Here is a 17,196-nt window from a genome sequence, read left to right on the forward strand (position 1 = left end):
CTTCGTCATGTCCTAGCCAAACTGGAGACGGATACCCTAAAATACCATAACCCTCTATATTTATCAATGCAGGATGACTAAAAGCTAGACTATATCCTCCTAATATCCAGATAATTAATACTATTGCAAAGGAATAAAATACCATTAATGAAGTGTTCACCACATACTTCTTTTTTGATAATCCTGCGTAATATAACGCAAGGGCTGGGATACTCATTATACCTACAAGAGTCGCAGCCGTTAACATCCATGCATTGCTTCCAGTATCCAACCAGGTTGGTACTGAGGCTGGAGGATAATCTGCCGTATGGTTTTCTAGACTTAAAATAGTCTGATTGGAAACTTGTGCTAAAACGCTGAAGTGAATTAAAAGATAAAAACTAACTAATGTGGTAAGTGCCTTGATAACGTTCCTAGTATTCATTGAACAATGTGTATCTCTAAATTGATTAAAAGCATTTTCCATATTTGCACTAAAACTTTTTAATTTTATGACGTAATTAAGTGAAACAGTTAAGGTATTAGTAATTACAATTCTCGCTCTAACTATTATCGTTTTTTATTTCAAATGTTTTAACTAAAAATATTCTGATAGAAATGTATAAGCAAATAACTGAAAATAGGAAGAAAGATTGACCGTTTTAAGCTAAAATAATACAGTGTTTAAAGAGCTCATAAAAAAGTGAGCAATGCTCAAAGCTGTATTATTGATTACATAGATGCATTCTTGCTGTTGGGGGAGAATATTACTCATGGCACCATGGCAGTTGAAAAAACTAAGAAAGAGTTTGGAAGCCCTTAGCAGATTTTAATCATTCTATATCTACTAATAATATCCTTTAGAGACAAACGGTCTTTGAGAAAGATTTATTTTTATCTTCAACCAGTATATTTTATGCAGAAAAATTACACGGGTAGATATGTCAACATACCTCTTTTAGCTCAAGAGCTGACCCCCCCGCTCTTAAGAGCGAGGATTCCCACGGTCTGAGTGGTCTTTCCCACCCTTCACTCCGTGAGCGGTCGAGAGGTGCAGAAGACCCCTCCCATAAAGGTTGAGGACTGAAACATAATCTCTATGCTCCTCAAAACCACATTTAGGACATTTAAACGTCCTATAATCACTCTCTTTCATCAAAGTTCCACATTTAGGACATGTGGTTGAGGAATAAGCGGGATTGACCTTTATTACCTTCAATCCGTATTTTTTGGCTTGCCATTCAATCCACTCTTATATTCTCCTATATTGCATAAGGTATAGCTTCAATCTGTAGTTTTTCCTTAAATCACCGACATGTTTAATCATTTTGTTTAGCTCTTCTAACACTATGACGTTAGCTTTCAACAGTAAAGCAACATCAACTATCCACCTACCAACTTTCTTAGCAAAATCCATTAAGATGTTCCTTTCCCTTCTAAAGAAGCGAGCAATCCTATTTTGTATATGTTTCGAGTACCTCCACTTTGTAGGATACTTTCTTTGTAGCTTTTGGGCTTCTTCCACATAATGATACGCATCATCTAAACGGCTTGGAATTGGATTATCTGTTTGTCATTACCAACAGTAAGATAGTCTTGATTAATGTCTACAGCAACTGCACCAGTTGGTTTAAACTCCTCTTTCTTTTTCTTCCTCTCTTCCTTATTTCCACCTTCAATTGCTAATCCTTCTTTCTTTGTTTTTCCCTTCTCTTCCTTTTTGCTAAAAGTGATGAATAAGTACCAATCTTCCCCTCTCTTAACTAGCTTGGCTTCTGCTATCTTCCAATCTTTGTATAGCAATAACGTATTTGAATAACCTAGAATTGGTGTCTTATAACCCATGATGCTCAATCTCATTTTTTGCAAGTTCAAGTTATATGACGCTTTAGGTGTTAGGATGACTGATACACTCTTTATCCTAGGTTTTGACTTATTCTTGTTTGGATTCTCTAACCATGATGTGTATATATTTCCAGCGTCTCTTTCACAGTCTTCAGCTAAGCGTGATTTCAGTCCCATCCCTTTCAGTTTTTCATACCATTCATGGTGGATTATTGCCAATAGCTCTTATCACTCTTGAAAGTTGGTTTATTCTCAACTAGCCAATTGACAACGAGTTGTTTAGCCCTAGTGTACACATAAGCAAGGTGTTTAACCTCATGACTAGGTGCAACTTTCATTTGAACTGAGACTTGAAATCCAGTTGACCTAGCCACAAAAACACCTTAATTTTGCAGTTTTTTAAGTTTTGCCATTCCTCTTTAAAGAGCGAGGTTTTCAGCTATAAATAACTTATTACTTTCTGAAGGATGGGAAAGTCAAATAATGCAGTTGTCCACTCCAATGATGCAACCTGGTATGCCACAAGCTGGTTTGCAATATTATGACTATGAAATAAGGGCAATGAAAAAAGGACATTTGCACCATACAGAGCAGATGATTGTGAGAGTTAGAGGTTATCCAAACGAGTTTGCAATAATTGTTGAGGAAGAGCACATTGGTCCTCTAGAAAGAGAACTGATAAATTATAGACTGTTCTCTAACATTGATAAACAAATAAATGATGGGATGTTTGATATGCCAATACCATATAACACACAACAGTTTACTCAGCAACCAGTACAACAACCAATGCAACAGACACCTATGCCATCACAACAACCAATGACGCAACAAGGAATAAAGTGTCCTCAATGTGGCTACCAAAATCCACCTGGAGCTAAGTTCTGTATGAATTGTGGGACAAGATTATTTTAACTCCTCTACAACCTTGTTAAACTCTTTTACCTCAGATAATGGTCTACCAGTTCCATTCCTTGTAACAGCTAAAATCTCTGCAACTATACTTAAAGCAATTTCTTTTTCGCTCTTTGCCCCTATATCTAACCCTGCTGGTATTCTCAGCCTTTTCAGTTGTTCTTTTGAAATCCCTGCTTGTAAAAGTCTTTGCATTATTATTTTTGCCCTCTTTACGCTCATTATTACAGCGATTTCTTTTGCCCCACCATAAATAGATTTCATTATAGCCCAAGTATCATATACATGCCTAGTGGCTACAACAACATAAGCGTCCTTAACCACTTCATCTGGAACTTGAAAACTACTTCCTTTTATTACTTTATCAGCTTCATACTGTGTCTCGTCTGCGAAAGGATCCACCACAGTTACATTAAAGCCTAAGTCCTTGAGGTACCTTGCTATAAATGGTGCTACCGAAATACTCTTTCCGGTACATTTTGAGGTATCAACTTTTACACTGTCTCTATCACAAAATACGGGTTCTTCCATTTCTGCCTCTCTACTTGAAGCAAAAATAACAATATTCATAAAAGAAATATGAAAAAGAAAAAATAAAAAGCCTTTAGTTCAAAAACATTTTTATTAGTCTTCTCCGTATATGTCCTTGATCTGTGCAGTTACCTTATCGAGGCTCTGCTTCTTTTCTTTGTAGTCTTTAAGGAGATCTAATAATTTCCTTCCTTTGTCTGTCAGGTAATACAGACCGTCTTTTTGTACAATTAACTCTTTCTCTACTAGCTTGTTAATGTAGTTGTTTGTTAATTCATAGCTTAGATTCGCCTTGTACATTAACCAAGTTTTCTTTGCACCATTCTCGCATTGAGATAGTATATCGTGTATAATTTCATACCTTGTCCTCTTTTTTCTTCCCATTTGGACTTCTGTCATCAAATATAAGTAATCAAAAGAACCTTATAAATTTTATTTCTAAACTGGTAGGGGGACAAAAGGAGTTTTACAGAAATATCTCCTCATCACTCAGTGTTATATACAAACAAGAGAGAGGTACTACGATTTTTATATCTTTGGTATAAGTAAGTATTAAATCAACTTATAGCATGTTATTTAGAAATATGAGTAGAAGGATATAAATTCCAAATATCATTTTATCATTTTGAAGTTTCTTTCAGTTTATTGAACAATAGCCAAGAAGCATGAGAAGCTGACATCAAGCTTTTCAAAGAGGGATATAGATCCCATTCCACCTCTCCATGAGCTAGAAGATTCCTTACATTTAATGAAAGGCGAAATGCAAAACTCATTTTTTCATTCATATACTTTTCAGCCCAGGATAAAAGAGAACCTTGAGAAAATGGAAAAATCTCGCCATTAACCTTAATCTTATATTGGCTCCATCCTTTTCTCCTGATATAGAGTTTTATACGGCGATAATCATAATTTTCTAATTTAACTTTCTTATCCTTATACTGGATGATGACACCGTTTTTTACATATTCAGAGTAGAGAGAACGTAAAGCCATTTCCATTACTAGATAAATCTCCAAGGTTGCTACGTCATTAATTCCACAATCTAGGAGTTTTAAAGCACTCTGCTGAACTTTCACAACTTTCTCTGGCAAATCCCAGTGGAGTTCTCCTTCTCCTAAAACAATATACGGAATGTGGGCAAGGAAAACTCCCACAGCGTCATCTTCTGAATTAACTTTGACTTTTTCATCTTGAAAATAAACGTAACCATCTTCATATCTTATCTTTGATAAAGCCTTCTTCAGCAATTTCTTATCTCCTTCTTTCTCGTACTGAAAGAAGTTCTTTATAGCCTTTCTAATTTTTGTCTTAACACTCACACAAATTTTTTAGTCTTAGTTGAATTAAAGACTTTTCAATGCCTGGAGGAAGAGGAAGAATTGGACTAATTTTGCCAGCTAATAATGCGGGTATGGAATATGATTTATGGAAAATGGCTCCAGAAGGAGTAACAATACATTCTACAAGAATGAGACCTACAAAGGGGTGTGAGCCAGGGAACGTGGAGGAATTTGAGAAAGAGCTTAAGCAAACACATTTTTTGTTAGAAGAGGTCTCAGACGTTGTGATATATGGAAGGACATATGGAACCCATAAGCATGCAAATGTTATAAGGAGAGTAATAAAGGACGTTATAATACCAGAAGAATCAGCCTATGAATTACTTAGAAAATTGAATATCAGAAAATTATTGGTAGGAACTCCTTATATAAAAGAGAGAACTCTAGAAGAAGTAGAATGGTGGAAAGAGAAGGGATTCGAAATTGTAGGATTTGACGGACTAGGAAAAATTAGAGGTGTTGACATTTCAAACACACCGATCTTTACTATATATAGATTAGTTAAAAAACACGTAGATGAAGTCGTTAAAGCTGATGGAGTTTATATAGCTTGTACCGCACTATCTACTTATGAAGCGGTCCAGTATCTCCACGAGGATTTAGAAATGCCAGTTATTTCAGAGAACGTTGCTGCTATGTGGGGGGCTCTAAACAAAATAAAAATAAAAACGAAGTTGCCAGGCTTCGAAAACTAGCATGAAGAGATTTACAGCTGAAGTTTTTGAGCATGAGAAATCAGATTAGGGATAAATCAGGGGTCCAAACTATGTCACCTATTGAGGAGTAAAAACTATTCTGAAAAGTATTTAATATTGAGATTGGATCATTAATCATGGATCAGGTTAAAAAACTGAAAATGGTAGTCTTGAGCGATAATTTCACCAGTACAATAATACCGCCATTAATAGGCGAGTGGGGTTTCTCTGCATATATAGAAGCAGATGGAACTAAGATTCTTTATGATGTAGGAAACTCGGGATTACCAGTACTTCATAACGCTAAACTCCTTGGTATAGATCTCTCAAGTATAGATTACATTGTTCTGAGCCATGGTCATTCTGACCATACTGGAGGTTTAGGAAATAAAGAACTACTAAACATCATAAAGGGAAAAACAGTTATTGCTCATCCCTCAATCTTCGAAAAGAAATTTTTAAACTGGAACGGAAAGCTTCAATACATAGGAATACCGTTAACGAGAGATGAATTAGAAAAGAATTTTAATCTGATTTTGACTAGAAAACCACTAGAATTTGCGAATGGTGTAATGTTTAGCGGTGAAGTAAAACGCTATGGTAACCCAGAATATAACTCTGGTTTGTTCTCAGCCAAGGATGAAGAAGGAGTGAATACTGACCACTTATATGACGATGTAGCTCTGTTTGTTAACACAAAGAGAGGTTTAGTGATATTAACTGGTTGTGGTCACTCAAATGTCTTAAATATTGTAACACATGCTAAAGAAGTTACTGGTGTGGATAAAATCTACGCTGTTTTAGGAGGATTTCACTTGCTTTCTTCTGAGGCTCAGCACGTTAACGACGTTATTAACAAGCTTTCTTCCGAAGCTAGTAGAATAGGCCCTGCTCATTGTAGCGGTAATCTTGCTAAGAGTCTTATCGCTAAGGACAAGTTTGTCGATTTCGGTGTTGGAAGAAGCTTGGAGGTATTCGAATGACTCACTTTCGAGTAGTATTCTCCCTATTTTTGCAAAATAATATCTGAGAAAATCTAGCTTTGAATATGGCAACTCTATCATTTTTCCATTGTCAATTAAAACCTCGATTTTCTTTTTCTCATGGTCAACAAATACGATATAATTGTGGAAGTATAGTAACTGAGTGAGCTGTGAAACTGTATAATTACCAACCCTAAGATTACCTAATTCTTCGACAAAATAAGAAAGGGGAAGCTCTACATCATAAACTATCATTGGTCTTGCAAACCTTACTTCAATCCCATCAAGCTTATCTACACTTTTTACCTCTTTTATTTTTCCTTCATTGTAATAAAATTTTTTATCATTGGTTATAAACAGGATTTTCATAGGATATTACTTCACACTTTTTCCTTTATACTTTATCGACAGAGATTCTTTATCCAATACGTAAAGGGAAGAATATAAACTATATAGGACTATATAGTCCTATATAGTTTATATATTATTTAACATCATAAAAAGTGTTAGAGGTAGTTTATGTAATCGGTTATGAAGACGTTTTCTCTCAACATGACCGTTATTTAATAACTTAGACGAATCCTTTCTCCACCAACTCATAAGATATCTTTTCCCATATACCTTTTCTAGTTATCAACAAGAAAACTATAACTGAAAGTATTGCAAAAATAACCGAAGTTATTAGAAATAGTCCGAGAATCACAGAAATACCCATTATAAGGTATTCGGAGAATATAATGAGCAACATCCCGCTTCCTGCTCTGTAGTTGTACACTTCTCCGCGAAATTGAATAGGATTAAACTTGCTGGCAAGGTATGATGTCAGAGAATAACCTAATAATGCTCCGAAAAACAGAGCGAGACCTAAAGGTAATTCACCTAGAAGGGCATCCGCAATTGCAAATGGTAGTGAGATTAGTGCGTTCTGAAGTGTTTTTATCCTTATCCTTTTCGATAAGTAAGACCCCCTATCTACAAAGATAAATACTAACCATGGTCTTTCTTGTGAAACAGAGTAAATTCCCATGCTCATTAAAAATGCTAAAATAACGATAGAAGGAGCCATTATAGTGTAAAAATTATAATTTACGAATTGAAATATAGTAAAGTAGACTACAGCGATAATCGAAGAAACAATAAGTATTTTGGGAAAAGAGAGGATGTAATAGAAGAGCTTTCTCCCAGATAATGAACTACCATAACCCCATGCAAACTCATAAGTTAAGAGGAAGTACATCGTAAGGAAGTTTTTCCCTGCAGGAGTTTTAATAATCTGCTTTGCTTTCCCTCCTTTTTCTGAAGTTACTTGAATCTGTGGATCTGTTACTGCTCTGAATAAGACTGGAATTGAATAGACAAAGCTAAAAAGAGCTCCTAAGATGGGGTCTCCAAAGAGCATCTCTGTAGGTGAGTAAGGTATTTTGAAGAAAGGAAGCCAGACCCATAATGCAGTAAACACGACTAAGTACACCTTTTCCTTTATCAATGATAGACTACTAACTGCTATCCCAAATAAAGAGAAAGAAAGTAAGGACATTATCCCAATTCCAAGAGGGAAGATAAAGAGAAAGATTAAACCTAAAATTATGAAATAGCCTCCTCCAAGTAACATCGAGGCTATAATGTAGAGAAAGGCTACATCACTCTTAGTTAACGGGGATGGCAAAAGAAAGTCGTAATCTGCCTTTTGTACTGTAGAAGAAAAGCCACTAAAAATTACGAAGAATGTGACAAATTCAGCGAAGTTTACTTTTAATCCACTAATTATCCTAGGCTCAAATATGCTCTTGGAAAGTGATGCATATGTTATAATCATTAAGATTAGAAATGCAATTGTACCTATAACGAAAGATCTAGTAAACCTAGAAAGAATAAAATATTTAATGACTTGAAGCTTCACAAAAAAATCTCTTTAAACAAATATTTAAAGAAGTGACAGAACTTCACTCAAGCTTATTTCTTGAGATGATATTATGCCAACGCCATAAACCATATTTGACTGAACTTCTTTAAACCCTGTTACAACATATAGGGTTTTGCCATTGTATGTAACATTAAGCGAGTATACTTCTACTGTGGCATTCTTGAAAACAATGTTGCCAGTTGCTGAAAAGTTTGATGTTGTGAAGGTAAAGAACTTAAGTAGCTTTGTCAAGTTAGTATAGTTACCCTGGAAGTACCCTTGAAGAACTATTTGAGAGTTATTAGAGTAGGCTGTAAAGTTACCTTTTTCGAACGTACCAGATGCAATCATGCCATTTTGGGTTGTTGAAGAGAAAGTCTTATTCGAATTGTAAATATAGTAAAGTAGGTCAGTCGTTAATGTTTGGTTTGTTGAATTATCATGAACTACATAGAAGTATTTTCCGTCAAAACCAATAGCAGTTGTAGTATTATAATCATAAAGTAAACTTTGATATTCAGCGTACTTAAAGCCATGAGACGTTAGTGTTTGATTCAGTTGAGTAAATGCAAAAGAGGACAGAACTCCTCCTTTAAAGTATCCTATTACGCCTTTTGTATTATTGATTTTTATTAAATTCAGTATTCCATATTGAACCACTTGTGATGCAAGTTTCACATAACTTATGTTAGAAACATACTCTGAAAGGAATGGTACTAGAGCTGAAGTGTTGTAAATTTTTACAGTACCAACAGTCTGATAGTTTATTTTTAACGAAGAATCATTTGCATTTGCCACCGTTCTTGTCATTGAATACAGAAAAGTAGCAGCAACAATTCCTACCACTAGAATTATTAGAATAGTTACTCCGAGTTTATTCATAATATGCTTTACTCCCGAACTAATTTAAATCTTTGCCAAAATATGGTAAATGAAGGAATTATATTTAGTTATCAGCTTATTCTTGCCATACATGAAGATAGCTCTTCTAACTCATAACTCGCTCTAGCTTGAGTGCTTCTTTTCATAATCTAGCTTATGATAAATAGTCTTATAGGTTTTATAAAATATAATTAAACTGTGAAAATTCTTATCCTAGGAGCAGGATATGGTGGACTAACCGTTGCTCACAGAATTAGAGATTATAATACTACTGTAGAAATAACAGTTATATCGAGAAGTAAGATAGTGAGAGAAAACACTATTTTCCCTCTCTTATTAACAAATGATATTCAAGTAAAGGATACAGAATTTGACGCTATGGAGGAGTTAAAAAAGAAGAACGTTGAGTTTGTTGAAGTCGATATAACTGAGATTAACCCTCAATCAAATGAAGTGAAAACGACCAAAGGTGTTTTTGATTATGATTACCTCTTTGTAGCGTTAGGAGGAGCTTATGAGGAGAATTTCGAAAAAATCCCTGGACACGAATACGCATTTATGCACCACACGCTAGATGGGTTTCTAGGGTTCGGGTCAGGAGCTAATTTTTAGATTTTTTTGAGATTTTTAAATACACGTGATAATCTTGGCATAGCTCCCCTCATCCCCTCATTCTTCTTCCCCCGCTCTGTCAGGTTTCATCCTTCACTGCAGGGGCGTTCAGGAGAGACCCTAGGCTCCCCCACATTCTCTTGTGAATATTCATGGATGCGTTTTTGTCTCTGTCAGCAATAAAACCACACTTAGGGCAAATCCCTAATCTACCTTGGTATATTAGCTCTGTACCACACCTATAACATAGCTTTGACGTGCCTCTAGGGTCTACGAAGTATATCGGAACGTTATACTCTATTGCTTTTGTTATTATTGCATTTTGAAGTATACGGTAATCAAGACGTGACAACTTCCACCTATTCCTTTTACCAGTGTTATTCATTTCCTCAATTAAATCAGTTAGATCCTCTAACACGATAGCATACTTCTTTTTCAATGTAAATAAGACAAGCTTTTTGGCAAACTTCCTAGACCCATCTATAACTACATTTTTAGCTTTTTTGTGGAGACTCCTCACCTTGTTTGATATTCTTTTGTTATACCTCCACCTCTTTGGGTACTTGCTCTGTATTTCTTCAGCTTTTGCCCTTAAAGATAGAGCTTTGACAAATGGGGTGTCTTCTCTCCTCACTTTTTTACCATCATAAAACACTAGCTTTACTAGGTTGACATCAAGTCCTATAGTACCTAGCGGGAAATATGGCTTGTAATCAACTTCAAAAACAACACTAACGTAGAATTTACCGTTGCGGTACGAGACATATACTTCTTTCCATTTATATTTCTGAAACTTACTAATGTACTCCTTCCTATGCTTTAATCTGAGGGAAAACCATTTACCTTTGCTCTTAAAAATTACTCTAACTTCTCCCCTTTTCAGATCGACTCTTGCATCTTGATTGTCGAACTCAGCAGTTAATCTCTTAAGTATAGGTTCATGTGAAGCTCTATTTTTATTGCTTGCTTCATAATTTCCCTTGCTTTTTTATACATGTTCCTTGTTACATGAGCTCTATAACTTTCTCTTCTGTCAATCTGTCGTAAAACATTGTGTGTAACTGGCTCTTGCCAGGCATCTCTTTCAAGTCCCATAACTCATCTACCATCCTTTGCAGATTATAGCGGTATTCGACTAGTTCCCACAACAACTCTTCTCTTTCTTTCGTCTCTGCTTCTGCTTTTAATGCTAGTCTGTACTTCTCACCCATCCCCTCCTCTGAGGGGATAAACGGGTTCATCGGTTTTGTGGTTTTCACAAGTTTTTGTTTAGCATACAGACTTATAAACTTTTGTATAAATATTAGATTATGGCAACTATATATGTATTTGAGGGAAAAGTTGTAAGGGCTATGAAAAGGTACATAGTTTATCCACCAAAAGGGTATCAAGAGAAGTTAGCAAAGCTACACGGAAAGAAAGTGAAAGTCATTGTAATTGAGGAAAGTGATTAAAAATAAGTAAAAATAAGGAGAGTTCATTAAAAACCGGAAAAGGCTGTTTCCAATATAGCAATAAATTTATATACTCTTAACTATTATTAATTATTCTAAAGAAAAAGTTGTATGAAATTCCTCTTGATGATGCGCAATGCGTGAAGAGAAGAGTTGACAGCCACAAATGGGAGGCTCATGGCGTTAGCCTCGACAGAGCCCCATGCAGCATGGTTGACGCTAATGATACCACGCCTAGGGCCAACCCGGATCACGGATCAAAAGTATGTAAAAGCAACTAGAAATGACGTGATCTGGGAAACGCTGGTTTATATATTCTTAAATACCTCTTTTACATAAACTAAAACAATCGCTGGGATAATGATTGGTGATTATAGACCACCGGTCTGATCGGTGATGCTTTACGGAAATTCTTAATGATAAGTTGTTCCGTGCGACTATTGCTAACACTTTTTTAACTATAATTTATGGAATTCATTTTCCCTTAGTTTTATTTGGTTTAATTTCGGCACCTTTTACATTTCTTTCTTCAATAAATAGAAAATACATCAAATACGCTATTCCCACTTCATTTATATCAAGTGTTATTGAATTTCCAACGTTTTTATACCCTGCTTCTCTCTTAACATCCTTTTACATAATCTTAGACTTGAAAGATAGTAGTAAATCTGACACATATTACGTTATTGGAAATATTTTGATAGGAATAGTAGATGTTACATTTCTTTTATTTTATCTTGGCTCCATACTTCTGGGAATTCCTTTAAACTATTATATCCTTTTCTCAGTTTCTGCTACTTCTGCATACTTAGGTTTTCTCTCTTATAGAGGATATAAAGGATTGGATTACAAGGAGATATTCTTTGAGATAAGCGGACTTCCCCAAGGAGTTACTTGGTTTTTAAATTTCAATGGCAAAACCTATGAGGTAAACGACGATTTTACTAGCATTAAAGAAAAAGAAGGTAATTATATAATCTGTCCAGTAAAAGTTGGAAACGACTATTACATACCAGATACATATTATGGTGAAGCGAAGGGAGGAGATAAAATAAAGATAAATTTTACTAAACATCAGACTGTAGATTTAGATAAATTTAAAGATTGTATGGTTACTTTCGTAATTAAGGGCTTACCTAAGAATTCTGAGGTTTCGTTAGAAGTTGATGGAATAAAGATTACTCATAAAGTAGACTCAAATGAAATAATAATACCACTCTTACCCTCGTCTAGTAGAATATCTTGGAAAGCCAGCGAGATTATAATAGGAAACGTTATGTGTGAACCAGAACAGAGGTTTGACACGGTTAATAGAGATCAAAAAATTATAAGCATAAATTATGAGTGTGTAAAACTAGATCTACAACAAAATGTGTATCAAACGAAACAACTTAACGTCTATTCATGGGATCCCAAAGTCTGGATAAATGAGCAAATTTATGGTTATAAGATAACGGGAATTATAGGAGAAGGAGGAAATAGTTATGTTGTAAAGGGGGAGAACGGAGGGAAAAGTTATGCAATAAAAATTCTCAAGATAGGTCCTCCTTCTAGATCCCAAACCATAGCAATAACTAGTTTCATGGATTTATTCAAAGAGTCAAACAATATTGTTAAATTAAGCAACCATGAAAATATAGTTAAACTGTATGGGATTTTCATTGACATAAACCAGATAAGTAACATAATTAGAGGGAATGGCGAGACGTACTTACATAATCCTCCTGCTATAATAATGGAATACATGGAAGGAGGAACCGTGAAGGAGTTGATGTCACTTTATGTAGAGAAGAACGAATGGTATCAAATCGTAAAGATAATTGTTAAGCAAGTAGCATTAGCGCTTTCTCACATACATTCATCAGGTTATGTACATCTCGATATAAAGCCACAGAACATATTCTTCGCTGAGAAACTACCTCAAGATTTAAGTACAACATTAAATAGGCTTTTAACGAATCCTAAAATAATAAAGCCAGGAGATCTTGGGTCAGCTACAAAAATTGGAGGGAAAATATATCAAATAACACCGGAGTATAGCTCACCTAAACAGCTTGAAAATGGAATTTTAGGCTTAGGGGCAGAAAAAGAAATGGACATCTTCTCTTTGGGTATGGTTACTTATATAATGCTTTCCAACAAAATTAGCCCAATTGCTCAGCCATTAGATGAGGGATTGACCTTATACTTAAACAATGATTTAAGAGGGGCTTTAGTGAAAGTTGCAGAGGCAAAAAATGTAATAAATTCGTGGAGTATTGATTTACCCTTCAACGTCCCAACAGAATTAAAACAAGTAGTAGTAGGGTGTATCAAAGGAAGGATAAAAGACGCCTCAGAAATTGTTAAACTTCTAGGTTAGATTCAGCCTATATAAAGAATCTTTAAAACTTAACAATTAGAACCCATAAATATTAGTTAACCCAATAATAAATAATGAAATTCATTTATTGCATTAAAGGAGATTATTTAGAGCCATGTAAAGGAAAAGATGAAAAAGAGTACTATATCTTTGAATATACTAGGGATTTACAACTTATCATAAATAAATGCTTAGAGAACAATTGCAAAGAAGTAGAGGCTGAATGTTTGAACTTGAAGTTTAATTTACCAGAAGCCGAGATCGTCAGTAAACTACTGGAGAAACTTTCTACTTTTAGATCCTTTTTGCAGAAAAATAATATTAAGGTATATTTCTTAGAAGATAGTAGTGTTTTAGAAGCAGTAATAAATCCAAAACTTTACTATTATAATATCTTGGAATACAAGATGATACTATCAGAAAGAAGAAGATCGAGGAGCTTAAGATTTGGACTCTACGTTTTTCACTTCTTGTAGATGTGCTTGAAGATTTGCAAGTGGAAAAATTTTTGTCGCATTTAGACAGTTTAGACGGGAGATATGCTTTATGGATTAAGGAAAATTCTAATGAACCAGCAACAGTAATATTGACTCAGAAACTTGGCGAAGTTAAAGTATGGTTAGCTTATAAGGGATGCGATTTGCTAATAAAGAACAAAGATCAAATGTGCTACAAGATAGAATATGAATAATTAATTTTTACAAAGATTCTGAAAATTCATATAAGCATATTTATAAGTTGATAATATACAATTTAATTGTGGAAAAGAAACCATTAGAATTAGTAGACAAAAGTGTGTGGACGTCACTTCACACTTTAATGTTCTTCTCTCTTGCAGTTGGTTACTTCATGTGGGGAGTTATATCATCAATAGCACCTTTAATTTATCCTTCAATAAACAACATACTTTTCTTATTAATGCCAACTTTCGCTACATTGGCTGGGGACTTAATTTTGCCATTTTTCTCTGATAACAGGTTAGGAAGAAAAACGACCTTTTTTATAACTATGGGCCTTTATTCGGCTGGAACAGCACTATTAATTTTAGCTGCTGTATTAGCAGGATTTAACACAAATAACTTAGCTAATATCCCATATCTTCTTTTAATTATACTCGGAATAGTTTTAGGTATTCTTGGCGTTGAAGGGGAAGTGCCAGTAATGCTGTCCTATACAGCAGAAATGATGCCATTAAAATATAGAGATCAGATGTTAATTCTAGCACCGAACTTTGATAATATAGGTGCAATGGTGGCTGCGCTGATAGGGTATATCACTTACAGTGCCTCAGACTCATTTGCAATTGAACTCTTATCAATCGGTTTAGTTGCGGCTCTAGGCATAATAACAGCTATAATAATAAGGCTACTATTGCCCGAGTCGGTTAGATGGTTAACAGTGAAAGGTAAAGTATATGAGGCAGAAAGAGAGGTGGAAAGATTAGTTAGACGAGTAAATGAAATAAAAGAAAAAGAGGTGGAAAAGGAAATATCTCTTGGTTTCAGTTATTTGTTCCTAGCTTTAATAGGTGTTTCACAATACTTAACTTATGGTTTAATGGCTTTTTATGTTGCAGACTTTTACTTTCAAGGTAGTACCCTTGCGTTCATAGTGTTTATAGCGAATCTGGGTGCATCAATTACAGGATTTATTGCAACTTATATAATAAACAAGGTTAAAACGAGGGTATTTACGCTCTTCTCATATATAGGTGGAACATTGAGTATGGTACCAATAATTCTCCTAACTATGAACTTTAACTTAGTAATGTTTTATGTTCTTCTAGTAATAAATATGCTCTTTAGCGAATTTGGATGGGCAGTTAGAACGGTTTATGAGCCAGTTTTGATGCCTAGTAAATTAAGGGCATTTATGATAGGACTTATAAGAATAGTGCCAATAACAATGTCTGCTATATCAGTTTATGCACTTTCGGTTTACTTATCAAACAATTTGGCATTATATTTGGTCTACAGCTTTATATTATGGGCGATTGGCGGAGTGATGTCCATTATATGGTATTTTGAAGGAATCGACGTTAATTTTGTAAGCATAGAGAAAATACATGGTGAAAAAAGACCGGTGCCCTAAAGAGATAGTTAAGTTGTTTTATCGATCAGTAAACCGTTTTTGAGGGTATTACCTTTTCCCCTAGTCAGTTGGTTTAAATACTTATATCTTTTCTATAATTAGATAGCTCTGTAGAAAACCTAAAAACAATGAAAATGAATATAGAATTACTTATGATTATTACCCTTCTTATGTTATACGCTATTATCTTTAATGCAATCTCTTTTTCAGCTAACTCTGGTATTCTTGATCTAACAAATGATCCGCTCTTCCTCTTTATTGCTGAATGCACAGTCTCAACTATAGGCCTTCTTTTGTACTCTTCTGGCAAGTACTTTTTTATCCTTTTCTGTTTCCTCCTTTAGATGTATCGGAACATCCTCATTCCTTCCTGGTATTATTGCAAAAAGGCCATGTTTTTGGCAATAATGTGGTTTTCCTCTGAGTCGTATCCCCTATCATCAATAATGACATCGAGCTTATCAACTAGTTCCTTGTCCATGTTTTCCAACGTCTTCTTAAACTCCTTTGAATCGTGAATTTCACCAAAATGAACGTCATATACAACTACTATCTGCGATTTTTCATCAACAATTATTGTTGCTTTTACATACTTCTTCTTCCTACCAAAATCGTTAAGCCTTTTATCGTAATAATATGAGTGGTAGTTAACGGAAAACCCTGAACTATCAATTATGGTTATATTATCCAGCAGTCCCATGAAAGACTTTTGAGATTTTGTTAAAGACAGAAGCAATAAGTTTCATGCTAATCCTTTGACAAAATTCCGTTGCGAAAATGAGGTATTTCTGAAAGAGATAAGAGGGCAATAAATACAGAGTTTTGATGATATTATCTCAATAACATCACGATAACTTTTGTTTGTCCAAACCTTGTATAAAAGAATGACAAAGAGCTGATACTACTTGGACTTCTTCTTTGAGAACTTAGAGGAATAAGGAGGGAGAACCCTTTTGGATATAATTACAGCTTGTTCGATCAACTTATATTTATTTGATTTCATGACGAATTTAGAAATTTTTGTTATCACATGGTGAGTCATAAATCCGAAAAATCCCCTAAATAAATGCTTTACTAGGGATTTCTACAGAGCTTCGGAAAAGAGACAAATACTAAGATTAGTAGAAAATTATCTCTTTCTATGAGAAAATATTTTATGTATTAAACTTGTTTATAATAGTATATTGTTTTTATAAACTCGGCATAGCTCTTAACTAGTGGAGAAACTGAAGGATATGTGCCTTTGCCACTGATTTGCCTTGGTATTATTCTAATCAAGTAACATAATTTTTAATTACCCAATCAATGTAGCTTTTTGCTTTGGTTTTGCCTCCTTCCAAGATGTATTGTTGAGCTAACATAGCGTTGAAATAAGCCATACATTTGATTTGTCATCTTGCCTTAAATACCAGTCATTCTCATATCTAGCTATTCCTCCATTTACATTAAGCCTCTCTTCAGTTCCTAATGAACATTCATTATTTTCACTTACTTAATCACTTTCCTCAATAACAATGACTTTAACTTTCTTTCCGTGGAGCTTTTCCAATTTCTCTTGGTACTCTTTTGGTGGATAAACTATGTACCTCTTCATTGCTCTTACA

The 17,196-nt window shown here is 34.6% G+C and carries 23 protein-coding genes and 1 pseudogene; 10 read left to right on the forward strand and 14 right to left on the reverse strand.

The features are described 5' to 3' along the window. The 5 genes and pseudogenes from AC3OCB_RS00595 to AC3OCB_RS00615 form a co-directional block, all read right to left on the reverse strand. A pseudogene (locus tag AC3OCB_RS00595) lies at nt 1-424 on the reverse strand (ammonium transporter); the annotation flags it as partial. A gap of 540 nt (nt 425-964) precedes the next feature. After that, complete coding sequence (locus tag AC3OCB_RS00600) at nt 965-1,225, reverse strand: zinc ribbon domain-containing protein (RefSeq protein WP_498340232.1); 261 nt, start codon at nt 1,223-1,225, stop codon at nt 965-967. A gap of 6 nt (nt 1,226-1,231) precedes the next feature. Further along, nucleotides 1,232-1,504: an IS200/IS605 family accessory protein TnpB-related protein gene (locus tag AC3OCB_RS00605; RefSeq protein WP_498340209.1), complete on the reverse strand. Its 273-nt coding sequence runs from the start codon at nt 1,502-1,504 to the stop codon at nt 1,232-1,234. 17 nt (nt 1,505-1,521) lie between these two features. After that, on the reverse strand, nt 1,522-2,043 hold the full coding sequence (locus AC3OCB_RS00610; protein ID WP_498340210.1) for a hypothetical protein: 522 nt from the start codon (nt 2,041-2,043) through the stop codon (nt 1,522-1,524). Beyond that, nucleotides 2,034-2,198, reverse strand: coding sequence for a hypothetical protein (locus tag AC3OCB_RS00615; RefSeq protein ID WP_498340212.1), 165 nt, complete (start codon nt 2,196-2,198; stop codon nt 2,034-2,036). Before AC3OCB_RS00615 ends, AC3OCB_RS00610 begins: the two co-directional genes overlap by 10 nt. Nucleotides 2,199-2,307: 109 nt before the next feature. Between AC3OCB_RS00615 and AC3OCB_RS00620 the strand changes: the two genes are divergently transcribed. Continuing rightward, complete coding sequence (locus tag AC3OCB_RS00620; protein WP_498340213.1) at nt 2,308-2,739, forward strand: zinc ribbon domain-containing protein; 432 nt, start codon at nt 2,308-2,310, stop codon at nt 2,737-2,739. Here AC3OCB_RS00620 and AC3OCB_RS00625 read toward each other — a convergent pair. The 3 genes from AC3OCB_RS00625 to AC3OCB_RS00635 form a co-directional block, all read right to left on the reverse strand. Then, nucleotides 2,731-3,309 (reverse strand): XdhC family protein, encoded by a 579-nt coding sequence (locus AC3OCB_RS00625; RefSeq protein WP_498340214.1) that lies wholly within the window; start codon nt 3,307-3,309, stop codon nt 2,731-2,733. The two genes, AC3OCB_RS00620 and AC3OCB_RS00625, sit on opposite strands and share 9 nt — an antisense overlap. Before the next feature lie 54 nt (nt 3,310-3,363). Beyond that, nucleotides 3,364-3,669, reverse strand: a complete 306-nt coding sequence (locus tag AC3OCB_RS00630) for a winged helix-turn-helix domain-containing protein (protein ID WP_498340215.1) — start codon at nt 3,667-3,669, stop codon at nt 3,364-3,366. 221 nt (nt 3,670-3,890) lie between these two features. Continuing rightward, on the reverse strand, nt 3,891-4,589 hold the full coding sequence (locus tag AC3OCB_RS00635; RefSeq protein WP_498340216.1) for a hypothetical protein: 699 nt from the start codon (nt 4,587-4,589) through the stop codon (nt 3,891-3,893). Nucleotides 4,590-4,627: 38 nt separating this feature from the next. On the opposite strand from AC3OCB_RS00635, the gene AC3OCB_RS00640 reads away from it, so the two are divergent. Then, the gene (locus AC3OCB_RS00640; protein WP_498340217.1) at nt 4,628-5,305 is read left to right on the forward strand and encodes a maleate cis-trans isomerase family protein; all 678 of its coding nucleotides are present in this window, start codon (nt 4,628-4,630) and stop codon (nt 5,303-5,305) included. Between the two features lie 137 nt (nt 5,306-5,442). Beyond that, nucleotides 5,443-6,288: an MBL fold metallo-hydrolase gene (locus AC3OCB_RS00645; RefSeq protein WP_498340218.1), complete on the forward strand. Its 846-nt coding sequence runs from the start codon at nt 5,443-5,445 to the stop codon at nt 6,286-6,288. 571 nt (nt 6,289-6,859) lie between these two features. On the opposite strand, the gene AC3OCB_RS00650 is transcribed toward AC3OCB_RS00645, so the two are convergent. Then, entirely contained in the window at nt 6,860-8,188 is a 1,329-nt protein-coding gene (locus tag AC3OCB_RS00650) for a hypothetical protein (protein ID WP_498340220.1), read from the reverse strand. A 24-nt stretch (nt 8,189-8,212) separates the two neighbouring features. Continuing rightward, nucleotides 8,213-9,073: a hypothetical protein gene (locus AC3OCB_RS00655; RefSeq protein ID WP_498340221.1), complete on the reverse strand. Its 861-nt coding sequence runs from the start codon at nt 9,071-9,073 to the stop codon at nt 8,213-8,215. Between the two features lie 198 nt (nt 9,074-9,271). Here AC3OCB_RS00655 and AC3OCB_RS00660 point away from each other — a divergent pair, with 198 nt between their 5' ends. Continuing rightward, entirely contained in the window at nt 9,272-9,685 is a 414-nt protein-coding gene (locus AC3OCB_RS00660; RefSeq protein WP_498340222.1) for an FAD-dependent oxidoreductase, read from the forward strand. 79 nt (nt 9,686-9,764) lie between these two features. Here the strand turns inward: AC3OCB_RS00660 and AC3OCB_RS00665 are convergent, their stop codons facing one another. Next, on the reverse strand, nt 9,765-10,619 hold the full coding sequence (locus AC3OCB_RS00665) for an RNA-guided endonuclease TnpB family protein (RefSeq protein ID WP_498340233.1): 855 nt from the start codon (nt 10,617-10,619) through the stop codon (nt 9,765-9,767). A gap of 70 nt (nt 10,620-10,689) precedes the next feature. Beyond that, the gene (locus AC3OCB_RS00670) at nt 10,690-10,944 is read right to left on the reverse strand and encodes a hypothetical protein (protein ID WP_498340223.1); all 255 of its coding nucleotides are present in this window, start codon (nt 10,942-10,944) and stop codon (nt 10,690-10,692) included. Between the two features lie 51 nt (nt 10,945-10,995). Here AC3OCB_RS00670 and AC3OCB_RS00675 point away from each other — a divergent pair, with 51 nt between their 5' ends. The 6 genes from AC3OCB_RS00675 (at nt 10,996) to AC3OCB_RS00700 (ending at nt 15,592) form a co-directional block, all read left to right on the forward strand. Then, nucleotides 10,996-11,139, forward strand: a complete 144-nt coding sequence (locus AC3OCB_RS00675) for a hypothetical protein (protein WP_498340224.1) — start codon at nt 10,996-10,998, stop codon at nt 11,137-11,139. Between the two features lie 177 nt (nt 11,140-11,316). Further along, a complete protein-coding gene (locus AC3OCB_RS00680) occupies nt 11,317-11,478 on the forward strand; it encodes a hypothetical protein (RefSeq protein WP_498340225.1) in 162 nt (53 codons plus the stop codon). Between the two features lie 85 nt (nt 11,479-11,563). Then, entirely contained in the window at nt 11,564-13,501 is a 1,938-nt protein-coding gene (locus AC3OCB_RS00685) for a protein kinase domain-containing protein (protein ID WP_498340227.1), read from the forward strand. Between the two features lie 74 nt (nt 13,502-13,575). Then, nucleotides 13,576-13,977: a hypothetical protein gene (locus AC3OCB_RS00690; protein WP_498340228.1), complete on the forward strand. Its 402-nt coding sequence runs from the start codon at nt 13,576-13,578 to the stop codon at nt 13,975-13,977. A gap of 20 nt (nt 13,978-13,997) precedes the next feature. Beyond that, nucleotides 13,998-14,192 (forward strand): hypothetical protein, encoded by a 195-nt coding sequence (locus tag AC3OCB_RS00695; protein ID WP_498340229.1) that lies wholly within the window; start codon nt 13,998-14,000, stop codon nt 14,190-14,192. A 128-nt stretch (nt 14,193-14,320) separates the two neighbouring features. Further along, complete coding sequence (locus tag AC3OCB_RS00700) at nt 14,321-15,592, forward strand: MFS transporter (RefSeq protein WP_498340234.1); 1,272 nt, start codon at nt 14,321-14,323, stop codon at nt 15,590-15,592. Between the two features lie 73 nt (nt 15,593-15,665). On the opposite strand, the gene AC3OCB_RS00705 is transcribed toward AC3OCB_RS00700, so the two are convergent. Both AC3OCB_RS00705 and AC3OCB_RS00710 read right to left on the reverse strand, forming a co-directional pair. Beyond that, nucleotides 15,666-15,902 (reverse strand): hypothetical protein, encoded by a 237-nt coding sequence (locus AC3OCB_RS00705; RefSeq protein ID WP_498340230.1) that lies wholly within the window; start codon nt 15,900-15,902, stop codon nt 15,666-15,668. A gap of 66 nt (nt 15,903-15,968) precedes the next feature. Continuing rightward, nucleotides 15,969-16,292 (reverse strand): transposase, encoded by a 324-nt coding sequence (locus tag AC3OCB_RS00710; protein ID WP_498340231.1) that lies wholly within the window; start codon nt 16,290-16,292, stop codon nt 15,969-15,971. Nucleotides 16,293-17,196: the final 904 nt, after the last annotated feature.

This window comes from Sulfurisphaera sp. (assembly GCF_059755235.1).